This is a genomic window from Thalassospira lucentensis (genome assembly GCF_011806425.1).
In the GTDB taxonomy this organism is placed as follows: domain Bacteria; phylum Pseudomonadota; class Alphaproteobacteria; order Rhodospirillales; family Thalassospiraceae; genus Thalassospira; species Thalassospira lucentensis_B.
The window spans coordinates 79,052-90,701 of record NZ_JAATOV010000007.1 but is presented as its reverse complement, the minus strand read 5'-3'; the positions used below and the strand labels follow the sequence as shown (position 1 = coordinate 90,701).

The window sequence follows — 11,650 nt, the reverse complement described above, 5'->3', positions numbered from 1 at the left end:
GTTTGAAATATTGAAAGTCCTGTCTTTAAGACACCCAACCTTCGACCCATGCGGACCCAAAAATCATCTTTCTCGGCCTGCATGGATGAACATTAAACATCCTAAATTTTCTCCCAAGACACTCGTATCCTTCGAATAAGGCATGATATTGTCAAACATAAGATGGAAAATTAAGCATGTTTCGCATCTTGTGAAAATTTAGGCAGTTTAATTGCAACAATATTGCGCCGGGTTGGATTCCCCGGCGCAATATTCAATTGGGCATAGTTGAATGTCACGTTACACGTTCAGCAGAAGGTGCTCACGCTCCCATGCGCTAATCACGGTCTGATAGGCATCCCACTCGGCTTCTTTAACTGCGATAACAGCGGTGGCGAATTCTTCGCCCAAAAGCTCTTTAAGGGGTTTGCAGCGATGGAATTTCGCCAATGCTTCGTGGATGTGACGGGGCAGGGAATGTGCCCGGTCATAGCCAGATCCTTCGATCGGCGAGGTCGGGTCGACTTCTTCGATAATCCCCAAAAGACCACAGGCAAGGGACGCGGCAACCGCCAGATACGGGTTGGCATCTGCCCCCGGAAGGCGGTTTTCAATTCGTCGTGCGGCGGCCGGGCCGTTTGGCTGGCGAAGGCCGACAGTGCGGTTATCAAGTGACCAATGCATATTGATCGGGGCATCCGACCAAGGCTGCAAACGGCGATAACTGTTCATGTTCGGCGCCAAAAGCGGCATGGCAGCAGGCAAGTAACGTTGCAGGCCACCGATATAGTTTAAGAACATTTTCGAATTTTCGCCGTCATCATCGGCAAACAGGTTCTTGCCTGTTTTGATGTCGAGCAAGCTTTGATGGATATGCATCGAGCTGCCCGGCTGGTTGCCCATCGGTTTGGCCATGAATGTGCCATACACGCCGTGCTTCAAGGCTGTTTCACGCAAAGTACGCTTAAACAGGAAAGCCTGATCGGCCAGTTCCAGCGGGGTGCCGTGATTGAAGTTCATTTCAAGCTGGGCCGGACCCGATTCGTGGCTCATGGTATCGGCATCGATATCCATGGCTTCGCAATAATCGTACAGGTCTTCGATCAGCGGATCGAATTCATTGATGGCATCAATACCAAATGCGTTCGATGCGCGTTCCGGGCGTCCTGATCGGCCGATTGGCGGTTCAAGCGGGTTGTCCGGATCGGTGTTTTTCGCCACCAGATAAAATTCAAGCTCGGGGGCGATGATCGGGCTCATGCCGCGTTCTTCAAAGGCGCGCAAAACACGCTTAAGAACGCCGCGCGGCGAAATTGAAACTTCTTCACCCGAAAAATGGTAGCAGTCGCAGATGATTTGGGCGGTGGGTTCTTCGTACCACGGCACGACTCGGATCGTTTCCGGATCGGGTACCATGACCACGTCTTTTTCGGCCGGATCAAGGAATGCATCGGTTTCTTCGGGGTATCCGCCCGTTACCGTCAGACAGAAAATCGCCTCGGGAATGGCGAGGCTTTTGGCCTCAAGCCCGCGCAGAAACTTCTGTGTTGGCAAAACCTTGCCCCGGGCCACCCCTGACATGTCCGGCACAATGCATTCGACTTCTTCGATTTTTCGCTCAGATAGCCACTTCTTGAGATCGGTGCTCATATGTAGTCGGGCGCTTTCACGCCAGTCCTTCAAAATTGCATTTTCTTGCGTTTTTCGGGCCATTCCCGACAAAATTCACAAGAAAGGATGTTGGTCTTCAAATAGTTTTGTATTTTATTTTCTTTTTAGTCCGTATTGTCGAATTATAGTCGAAATATCGAGTGTATCGTCGAATATATCAATTCATATATCTGGAACGCTTCCACCATATTGCGCTATAACTGCTCCAGATTATAAGGGCACCGTTTGGATGCTGGTCAAGGAGGTATTATGAAAATCAATCATCCCTATCTTATGTTTCTTGGTGATGCGCCGGATGAACTGGCTGCAAAAACCGCTATTGGCATTAAGCAGTGGCGCCCGGAATGGTGCGTTGCGCAGCTGAGCTTGCCGGGCTGTAAGGCCGATCTTGGTTTGCCGGAAATGTCGATTGCCGAAGCAAAGGCAGCTGGCGTTAAAACGCTGGTTCTTGGTGTTGCTAACCGTGGCGGGATTATTGGCCCGGCATGGATGGAAACATTGTTGGCGGCAATTGATGCGGGCATGGACATTGCCAATGGCCTGCACACCCGTCTGACCACGATCCCCGAACTGGTTGATGCGGCCAAGGCCAAAGGTGTCAGCCTGTTTGATGTTCGTCACTTCGACGGCAAGGTTTCTGTCGGTAACGGCGAAAAGCGTTCTGGTAAGCGTGTTCTGGCTGTTGGCACGGATTGCTCGGTCGGTAAAATGTACACCACGCTGGCCCTTGATGCCGAAATGAAAAAACGCGGCATGAAGTCTGACTTCCGTGCGACCGGCCAGACCGGTATTTTCATCGCAGGCGAAGGTATCTCTGTTGATGCGGTGATTTCTGACTTTATTTCTGGTGCGGTCGAAGCCATTGCACCGGCAAATGATCCGGATCACTGGGATGCCATCGAAGGGCAGGGCAGCTTGTTCCACGCGTCGTTCTCTGGTGTGACCATGGGGCTTATTCATGGTTCGCAGCCGGACGCCCTTGTGGTTTGTCATGAGCCGACCCGTGAACATATGCGCGGTCTTCCAGGCTATAAATTGCCGGATCTGAAAACCTGCATGGAAGTAAACCTTCAGCATGCACGCCTGACCAACCCAGATTGCGTTGTTGTTGGTTTTGCAATCAACACCAAGGCGCTTGATGATGCCGCTGCGACCAAGCTTCTGGCAGATGTCGAAGCCGAGTTCGGTTTGCCAGCAGTTGATCCGGTGCGTACCGGCGTTGCGTCCATCGTTGATAAGCTGCAGGAGATTTAATCTTGCCCCAGCTTAGTGTGATTTCCGAAGTCTTCCCCCTTGCGCAGGTTTTTAAAATTTCGCGCGGGGCACGGACCGAGGCACATGTGGTCAAGGTGACACTGTCAGACGGTGAACATACCGGGTATGGGGAATGTGTTCCCTATGCGCGGTATGATGAAACCGTCGACGGCGTCATCGCCGATATCGAGGCCCAGGCCGATGCCTTGTCACGTGGCATGACGCGCAAAGAACTTCAGGATGCCATGAAAGCCGGCGCTGCACGGAATGCAGTTGACTGTGCCTACTGGGACCTTGAAGCCAAGCGTTATGGCCGTCGTGCATGGGAATTGGCCGAGTGCCCAGCACCAGAAGGTGTGGTCACAGCCGAAACGCTGAGCATCGATACGCCCGATAACATGCGTGAAGCTGCCCGCAAGATCGCATCAGCCCCTTTGCTTAAGGTAAAGCTGAATGGCGAAAATGTGCTGGAATCGGTGCGTGCCGTTCGTGAAGGTGCGCCAAAATCTCGCATCATTGTGGATGCCAACGAAGCCTGGTCGATAGAGCTTCTTGCCGATATCGGCGCGGAACTTGATGCGCTTGGCGTTGAAATGATCGAACAGCCCCTGCCTGCCGGGCAGGATGATGGTTTGATCAGCATCGATTGCCCGGTTCTGTTGTGTGCGGATGAGTCTGTTCATACGATTGCCGACATTCCGCGTCTGGCCAATCTCTATGACATGATCAACATCAAGCTCGACAAAACCGGCGGCTTGACCGGCGCGCTTGAGTTGGCCGAGGCCGCAACCAAGGCGGGTCTTCAATTGATGACCGGCTGTATGGTCGGCACGTCGCTTGCGATGGCACCGGCCATGATCATTGGTGCGAAATCGCGCATTGTGGATCTTGATGGTCCGATCTGGATGGCAAAAGACCGTGAGCACGGTCTGAAATTTGACAACGGTGTCATGGGATTGCCTGACCGAGAGCTTTGGGGCTAGTCATCTAGCCGCGGTGCGTTTCGCTGCGGTGGGGGCGGCTCAATCTGTCTTAAGGCTCGGTTGTTCAGATCAAATGAATCGTTGATGCGGCATGCTTTCTTGGCATGCCGCATTTTTTTATGGGTAACGCGTGGGCGGATTTGGCCCTCGCAGGGCTAAAATCACTGAAAGGTAAATTAATTCTATTTGATTTAGTATAAAATAATGTATTAAATATCATTTCATATCAGTGACTTGAGTCGTTTTCGTTTGTGATTTTCTTGATTTGGTCTCGATATTTCCGTCCTTGCCCTTCTTAAGGATAGTTGTATCTGCGGTTAAATAAGGGAAACATGGTGAACGTTTTTAAGGAGCCGTTGGCTCTCAAAATCTTTGTAATTGGAGCTCTTTTGCGTGCTGCCTTGTTCCACCATAGATAGTCAGCGTCGCGTAGGGCTGTTGCGGTGTCGCTACAGGGATTTTCTGTACACGCCGCGCCATGCAGAGATATTGCACCTGCGCCGCAAAGAATCCATCCAGCTCACCGCCCGTTTTGCCGCCATTTTTGTTTTTGCTCTGCTGATCATTATCCCTGTTTGGGATGGGGTTTATGATGCGCGGATGTGGGGTTCGCAAACCTTTATGATGCGCCTGCTGGTTGCGGGGGTTTCGCTTGCGGTGATTTTTAATCGCGCGGTCAGTGCGCGGATGCGGCGGCATTTTCCATATCTCCCGATGTTTATGCTGCTGCTCGCAGTTTGCTTGCTCAGTCTGCTTGCGCCCGCGGACCCGCTCGCAACGCAGCGTATGTTCAGTACCCATAGCTTCCTTTTGCTGGGGCTGGTGTTGATGATCGCCATCATGCCGCTCACCTTGGTTGAGGCGGGGATTTTGTCCTTGCCGATTTTGGTTTTGCTGGGTATTGCATCGCAGGTGACCTTGGCCACCGGATTTGTTGCGCTTGAAATGATTTTGGCGGTGCTGCTGCCGCTCGCGATTATGTCGTCATTGGTGCAGTTTTATCGCACAATTGTTGCCGCACAAGAGGTCGCATTTGATCCGCTGACGGGGTGCTTTACCCGTGCCTTTGGTTTGGAAATGATGCGGGTCACGTTTGACAACGCGGTGCGCAAAAATGTGCCTTATACCGTCGCCTTTATCGATCTGGATGATTTTAAGCAGATCAATGATCGCAATGGGCACGATTACGGTGACCGCATTTTGGCCGAGGTGGGCAAAAGCCTGATCAGCCGGTTTCGACTGTCAGATATGGTCGTGCGATGGGGTGGGGAAGAGTTTCTTGTGCTCTTGCCAGAAGTGGATACCGCGCATGCAGAAGGTATTCTTGATCGTGTCATGACGCCAGGGCTTGCAAGCTTGGGCGCGGGTAAGGTGCAGCGCGGGAGTGTAGGCGTGGCTGAGCGCCTTGAAGATGCGATTGCCATGCCGCAAAATCTGATCGATCTCGCTGATCAGCGGATGTATGACGCCAAAAGACGCCGTGATCATGATGATATGATCGCCGGCGAGCTTTCTGGCCGCAAAACGTCTGTTGCAGCGGATGGTCGTGCTATGGCTGCTGGTAAATCAGCTCAGCCCGGCGGTGGTCCTGCTAACCAGCCTTTGAACTAGTTCGTTGTTCTGGCGGCTGTGGTGTTCCTTTCTGGCATATTTATTGGTCTATCTTGGGTGACGGTATCCTGCCTATGCTTTCGCTAGGCCGGTTTGCGGCCGCACGGCCTTGATGCCGTCGAATGCTGTCCACTTGTCTTCCGTCCCGCTTTCAATCCCAATCTGGCTGGTGTCCTCATCTGGTTTTCTTTCCAGGTTGGATGCCAGTGCACGGTTACGAGCATTTTCTGTGTTCCGGTTAATGTGCTGCCTTTGCGGTCTATGCCGGATGACGAAGGTGTTGTCGGAGCGGCGATTTTATCCTTAAGTATCGGATAACATTGGATCTATTAGTTCTTTATTCCATGACCGCCGGTCATCTGTGCAGTCTGATCGTTAGGGCGCGGTCTTTTGGTTTTGCCCGTCCTGTTGAGGGTGTTTGCCTTGATTATTTGCTGAGATGGGATTCGTTTCAGGCGCTTGATCTGCGGAATCCCAGTAAATCCGCCAAATTTAACGAATCGATTCGGCTTTTTTACCCCTCTCGGAGTGTTTGGTCATGGCTGCCTGTGATTAGGGCATGATCAAAAATTAACCGGATTAAGGGGTCTTTCCGCTCGAAACGGTGTCAGTTATGTGAATTTTTGATCAAAAAATGTGCATAAATAAATTTGATAAAAAAACAGTCAAAAAGCTATTGCGTCCCGCCCGGCAAATGAGTAATCTCCATTTGTGCGCTGCGGTAGGACGCAGTGCATTCCGGCGAGCGACTTGTTCGCTCGTTTCTTGGACGTTTCCTCCCTAGACTTGGGCCGCTTTCATAGGCGGCCTTTTTTTTGTCTGGAATCAGGGTTTTAGGCTGATCTTGCGATCTGCCAATTCCCTTGGTGGGATGCTTTGATTTCCCTCGTCGCGAAATGCTGCATTGCAAATCAATCTGGGGTTTCTTTGGTGATGTGGCTTTCGTAGATCGTGCATTCTGTTTGGCTTCGCAGGCTGAAAGTCTTGCACCGATCAATGTTCAGACGGCTCACCCCAGAAAAAAGGCGTTCCCGCATGATGAAGTGCGAAAACGCCTTGGATCGTGTCCTGGGCTGGATTGGTGCGGTTCGAAGGGCTCTTATTTTTCCCGGTTCGGGTTGCCATCCGGGAAATTGCCGTCACCATCACCAAGTCCGCGCTGCATAATCACGCTGTCGACCCAGCGGCCCAGTTTAAAGCCCGCGGACTGCAATGTGCCCGCCACGCGAAAGCCAAGCCGGGCATGAAGGCCAATGGACGCGACATTGGCGGAATCCCCGATGACGGCGACCATCTGGCGATATCCAAGTGCTGTACAGCGCGTAATCAATTCTGATAGCAAGGCGCGACCCGCACCTTTGCCGACCACGTCTGGGGCGATATAGATCGTGTCTTCGACCGTAAAGCGATAGGCAGGGCGTGTGCGATAGGACCCGGCATAGGCAAATCCCTCAACCCGACCGTCAACTTCTGCCACCAGATAGGGTAGGCCGCGTTCGCGCACATGTTGCCAGCGCGATGTTAGCTCGGCAATTTCCGGTGCGCGTTCTTCAAAGGATGCCAGGCCATGCAAAACATGATGGCCGTATATTTCTGTAATGCGTGCGAAATCTTCGGGTTCTGCATCCCGAATGGTCAAATCGCTGATGGGGGTGTTGTCGTCGGTGGGCGCAGCGCTGGTCATTAAAACGGATTCCCGTCAAGATCGTGGAAGCACGAAATCAGATGGGTCATCTGTTCGCGCAGGGTGTCAAATCCGCGGTGCGGCGTGATCGTTGCTTCGTCCATATAAAGTGATCGGGCAAGCTCGATCTGAAGGCTATGCACATTTTCCAAGGGGCGGCCATAATGGCGTGTGCAATAGCCCCCGGCATATGGATCATTATGCGACGGGGCAAAGCCCAAATCGCGCATGCGATCATCGACAAACCGTGTCAATGACGGGTGGCAGGAACTTCCATAGCAATCGCCAAGCACCATATCAACGCGGTTCTTCATGCTGTCGACGGAATCGCCGGGCATCGAATGGCAATCAATCAAAATGCAGTAGCCAAAGTTATCGCGCGTCGCCTCAATCAGGTTTTGCAACGCACGGTGATAAGGTCGGTAATAGGTGTCGATACGATCAAATGCCTCGGCGACGGGCAGGCGGGTTTTATAAATCTCAACCCCGCCGCTGACCACGCGTGGGATCGATCCCAGGCCCGATAGGGCGCGCATTGAATGAATTTCGGCATCTGCGGGCAATTCGCCGTCAAACATGCGTGGATCAAGCTCCAGCGCGCCGCGATTAACATCCACATAGGCGCGTGGGAATGTCGCACACAGAAGCGGTGCGCCCATCTGTGGGGCGGCGGCAAACAGTTGATCGACATAGGCATCTTCGGATGCGCGCAGTTCAAATGCGCCTATGCGTGCGCTGTCAATCAGGTCGCGCGGATATTGCCGTCCTGAATGCGGGGATGCAAAAACCACGGGCAAGGTTTGCCGGGCAGGCAGGATAACGGTGGCAGGGCCGGTTGTGGCCATTTCCGAAGGCAACTGGTTCATTGTCGTTCGTCGCGTCCATCCCTAATGACGGTATCTTGATAATAATCCGGCGTTTCAATTCATTGGCTCTGACAATAGCATATGGGAATTGCCGCACAATTGATGAAGAATTTTTGTCAAAATACCATTTCTGGGGTTGCGCCTTTCTCTGCCTTGGGCTAAATACCGCCTCGCCGACGCAAACGGCATGACCACTTCTTCTTACCCGAAGGGGCGGTTTTCGAAAGATGGATTTGCGGGCCTATAGCTCAGTTGGTTAGAGCGTTCGCTTGACATGCGAGAGGTCACAAGTTCGAGTCTTGTTAGGCCCACCATTCCCGCCCCGCCGGTTTGCCGCGCGGGGTTTTGTGTGTCTGGGGTTCTGGTGTTCCGATTTTCCTGGTGTCGATCGGAAGACGGCAGGCACGTTGGTGCACCTGCCTTTGTTCCGAATGTTTGCCGAATGGCGAAGTGTTATGCCTTTAGTCCCGCGCACCGCGCGGTGTTACGAATGTGGTTTTGCATCTCTTCACGTGCCGCATTGGCGTTGCCATCTTTTAGGGCCTGAATAATGCGGCGGTGCTCGGCGATCGATGCGCGCATGCGTTCCGGATCGGTAATTGGGATCGGCTGGCGTTGGGTTTCGGTGATCTGGTCACGCACGGTTTTATAAAGATCACGCAGCATGCTGTTGCTGCATGCCTGAACAATCGTGTTGTGAAATTCCAAATCCGCATCAACGTTGGAAATCAAATCCTGCGCGGCCCAACCTTTTTCCATCTGATCGGTCGCATCCGCCATATGTTCAAGCTGCCCAGCCGTGAGGCGATCACACGCAAGGGCGGCAATTTCCCCTTCAAGGATCATGCGCGTTTGAAACACGTCAAACACCGTATGGCTCTCGGAATAGCGCCAGGGGGCCATATCCGCCTGTTTGTGGCTGTCAGGATCAGTCACAAAGGTGCCGCGCCCGGCCTCGGTTTTGATCAAGCCAAGTGTTTCCAGCGTCAGCAGCGCCTCACGTAGCGATGCACGAGAAATGCCGAATTTCTGCGCGAATTCGCGTTGGGACGGGATCTTGTCGCCGGGGTTTAGTGACCCGCTTTGGATCATTTCCTGAATTTGGCGCGCAACTGTCTGCGGCAGAAGTGTTTTGCTGAGCATGCCCGCTCTTCCTTGTTGCTTATTTTTTACCCAACTTGCGTCCGTGCAACGTATTTGATTCATTTTTGCACAAACACGCTTGCGCGGGTCAATTTAATATGTTTGTTTGGTCTAACTGGTCAGACCAGTTAGACCGGTACTATTCAGGGTAGGCAAAAAACACAAGGAAATCATCATGAAATTTCTTTCACTTCTTACATCCTCAGTCGTTGGTGGGGTGCTTGCACTCTCGTCGCTGTCGTCCGCAAACGCAGCAGACCTGACGGTTGGTGCGAATATCGGCAACGTTCCGTGGGAATTTCAGGACGCCGACGGCAATGTCGTTGGTTTTGAAGTTGATCTGGTCAAGGAAGTTGCCAGTCGTCTGGGCAAAACTGTCGAATTCGTCAACATCCCGTTCAATGGCCTGTTCCCGGCGGTTCAGTCGGGCCGCATCGACATGGCGGTATCCTCGATCACCATCACCGATAAACGTCTTGAGTCTGTGACGTTTGCACAGCCTTACTATGACAGTGACCAGTCCCTGACCGCGACGGCTGCCAGTGGCATTTCCGGTCTTGAAGACATGAATGGCAAAGTCGTTGGTGTCGATACTGGCTCCACCGGTGACATGTGGGCGGGCGAACACACTGCGGAATATTCGCTGGGTGAAATCCGCCGCTACGAAGGTCTTGCACCTGCGATGCTTGATCTGGCTGCGGGCCGCATTGACGGCTATATCAGCGACATTCCAGCCCTTCTTTATTACGTCAAAGACAAGCCGGACCTCAAAGTGGTCGAACGTATCACCACCGGTGAAAAATACTCGATCATGTTTAACAAGGATGCGCCGCTTGCAACCGAAGTAAACGACGTGCTGACCGAGTTGAAAAAAGAAAACTACATCGAAGCCCTGCACGAAAGCTGGTTTGGCGCAAAACCAGAAGACACCACCTCGACCGTGACGGTCATGGACATGCCGTCGATCAAATAATCGACGCCCAGACCAGTCAGACTTTTGCCGACGGTGAATAACCGTTCACCGTCGGTACATCCTTTAACGGTGGTGTTATGGATTTATTCTCGACCTTTTTTAACATACCCGTCCTGATCAACAGCTTGCCGCAACTCCTTAGCGGCTTGTTTGTGACGGTTCAAATTGGCATCACAAGCATCATTTGCGGCCTGATTGGCGGACTTTTCCTTGCCATTTCGCGCTTATATGCCCCGGCCTTCATTCAGGTGCTTGTGCGTGGCTATATCGATATCTTCCGCTCGATCCCGCTTTTGGTCTTGTTGATCGTTGTTTATTACGCGCTGCCTTTTGTTGGCGTGCGCTTATCGCCGTTCTTTTCTGCCGTAACTGCGTTGACGCTGGTGTCTGCGGCCTATACCGCCGAAATTTTCCGGGCCGGGATCGAAGCCATTCCGCATGGTCAATTCGAAGCCTCGGCCGCGCTTGGTCTTTCCAACCGTCACACGATGGTTGATGTGATCTTGCCCCAGGCCATTCGCATCGTTATCCCGCCGCTGACCAATAACTGTATCAACGTGATGAAAGACACCGCCTTGGCATCGGTTGTCGCCATGCCTGATTTGCTTAAACAAGCAACACAGGCACAGGCATTATCGGCCAATCCAACGCCGCTGATTGGCGCGGCCTTGATTTACCTGATCCTTCTGTGGCCGATGGTCTATGTCGTCGCCCGGCTGGAAAAACGCTACAGCAGGGGGCGCTAATGTCTGCTCAGATCAATATCCACAATCTTAAAAAGTCCTATGGCAGTTTTCAGGTTCTGCACGGCATTGACCTTGAAATCGCCCAAGGCGAAGTGGTCTGCGTCATCGGCCCATCGGGGTCTGGCAAATCAACCCTGATCCGCTGCATCAATCGGTTGGAATCGTTCGACGCGGAAAGTGAAATTGCCGTCGATGGTATCACTGTAATGCCGGGCCGGGCCTTGGCCGCGGTGCGTGCCGAAGTCGGCATGGTGTTTCAGTCGTTCAATCTGTTTCCCCACATGACGGTGTTGCGCAATGTGATGTTGGCCCCGATGCGGGTCCGCCGCAGCAACGCCAAGGACGCCGAAGCCCGCGCACGCGTGTTGCTCGAACGTGTTGGTATTTCCGAACAGGCTGATAAATACCCGGAAAACCTGTCAGGTGGGCAGCAGCAACGCGTGGCAATTGCCCGTGCTCTGGCGATGGAGCCAAAGGTTCTTTTGTTTGATGAACCGACATCCGCCCTTGATCCAGAAATGGTCGGCGAGGTGCTTGATGTGATGAAAAAGCTCGCCGGGACCGGGGTGACGATGGTGATTGTGACCCATGAAATGGGCTTTGCCCGTCAGGTCGCGGACCGCGTGATCTTTATGGATGGCGGCAACGTGATCGAAGCCGGACCACCCGCAGAAATCTTTGATAATCCCAAGGAAGAGCGCACCCGCAGTTTTCTGCACGCAGTTCTTGATCATTAAAAA

The 11,650-nt window shown here is 52.8% G+C and carries 11 protein-coding genes and 1 tRNA gene; 7 read left to right on the top strand and 5 right to left on the bottom strand.

The window, feature by feature from the left end:
- Positions 1 to 279: 279 nt before the first annotated feature.
- Positions 280 to 1,629 (bottom strand): glutamine synthetase family protein, encoded by a 1,350-nt coding sequence (locus HCZ99_RS18545; protein WP_167448510.1) that lies wholly within the window; start codon positions 1,627 to 1,629, stop codon positions 280 to 282.
- 270 nt (positions 1,630 to 1,899) lie between these two features.
- On the opposite strand from HCZ99_RS18545, the gene dgcN reads away from it, so the two are divergent.
- The gene (gene dgcN, locus HCZ99_RS18540; protein ID WP_167448509.1) at positions 1,900 to 2,904 is read left to right on the top strand and encodes an N-acetyltransferase DgcN; all 1,005 of its coding nucleotides are present in this window, start codon (positions 1,900 to 1,902) and stop codon (positions 2,902 to 2,904) included.
- Between the two features lie 2 nt (positions 2,905 to 2,906).
- Positions 2,907 to 3,887, top strand: coding sequence for an N-acetyl-D-Glu racemase DgcA (dgcA, locus tag HCZ99_RS18535; RefSeq protein WP_167448508.1), 981 nt, complete (start codon positions 2,907 to 2,909; stop codon positions 3,885 to 3,887).
- 363 nt (positions 3,888 to 4,250) lie between these two features.
- Here dgcA and HCZ99_RS20740 read toward each other — a convergent pair whose 3' ends face one another.
- Entirely contained in the window at positions 4,251 to 4,688 is a 438-nt protein-coding gene (locus HCZ99_RS20740) for a hypothetical protein (RefSeq protein WP_254869743.1), read from the bottom strand.
- Between HCZ99_RS20740 and HCZ99_RS18530 the strand changes: the two genes are divergently transcribed.
- The gene (locus HCZ99_RS18530) at positions 4,674 to 5,498 is read left to right on the top strand and encodes a GGDEF domain-containing protein (RefSeq protein WP_254869742.1); all 825 of its coding nucleotides are present in this window, start codon (positions 4,674 to 4,676) and stop codon (positions 5,496 to 5,498) included. The two genes, HCZ99_RS20740 and HCZ99_RS18530, sit on opposite strands and share 15 nt — an antisense overlap.
- A gap of 1,099 nt (positions 5,499 to 6,597) precedes the next feature.
- Here HCZ99_RS18530 and HCZ99_RS18525 read toward each other — a convergent pair.
- Complete coding sequence (locus HCZ99_RS18525; RefSeq protein WP_167448507.1) at positions 6,598 to 7,182, bottom strand: GNAT family N-acetyltransferase; 585 nt, start codon at positions 7,180 to 7,182, stop codon at positions 6,598 to 6,600.
- Complete coding sequence (locus tag HCZ99_RS18520) at positions 7,182 to 8,048, bottom strand: N-formylglutamate amidohydrolase (protein ID WP_167448506.1); 867 nt, start codon at positions 8,046 to 8,048, stop codon at positions 7,182 to 7,184. Before HCZ99_RS18520 ends, HCZ99_RS18525 begins: the two co-directional genes overlap by 1 nt.
- A 237-nt stretch (positions 8,049 to 8,285) precedes the next feature.
- On the opposite strand from HCZ99_RS18520, the gene HCZ99_RS18515 reads away from it, so the two are divergent.
- Positions 8,286 to 8,362: transfer RNA gene (locus HCZ99_RS18515), tRNA-Val, on the top strand.
- A 139-nt stretch (positions 8,363 to 8,501) separates the two neighbouring features.
- Here HCZ99_RS18515 and HCZ99_RS18510 read toward each other — a convergent pair.
- Positions 8,502 to 9,191, bottom strand: a complete 690-nt coding sequence (locus HCZ99_RS18510; protein WP_167448505.1) for a FadR/GntR family transcriptional regulator — start codon at positions 9,189 to 9,191, stop codon at positions 8,502 to 8,504.
- Positions 9,192 to 9,366: 175 nt separating this feature from the next.
- Here HCZ99_RS18510 and HCZ99_RS18505 point away from each other — a divergent pair, with 175 nt between their 5' ends.
- From HCZ99_RS18505 to HCZ99_RS18495, 3 genes are all read left to right on the top strand, one after another.
- Entirely contained in the window at positions 9,367 to 10,164 is a 798-nt protein-coding gene (locus HCZ99_RS18505) for an ABC transporter substrate-binding protein (RefSeq protein ID WP_167448504.1), read from the top strand.
- 77 nt (positions 10,165 to 10,241) lie between these two features.
- Positions 10,242 to 10,910, top strand: coding sequence for an amino acid ABC transporter permease (locus HCZ99_RS18500; protein WP_167448503.1), 669 nt, complete (start codon positions 10,242 to 10,244; stop codon positions 10,908 to 10,910).
- Positions 10,910 to 11,647, top strand: coding sequence for an amino acid ABC transporter ATP-binding protein (locus tag HCZ99_RS18495; RefSeq protein ID WP_167448502.1), 738 nt, complete (start codon positions 10,910 to 10,912; stop codon positions 11,645 to 11,647). Before HCZ99_RS18500 ends, HCZ99_RS18495 begins: the two co-directional genes overlap by 1 nt.
- Positions 11,648 to 11,650: the final 3 nt, after the last annotated feature.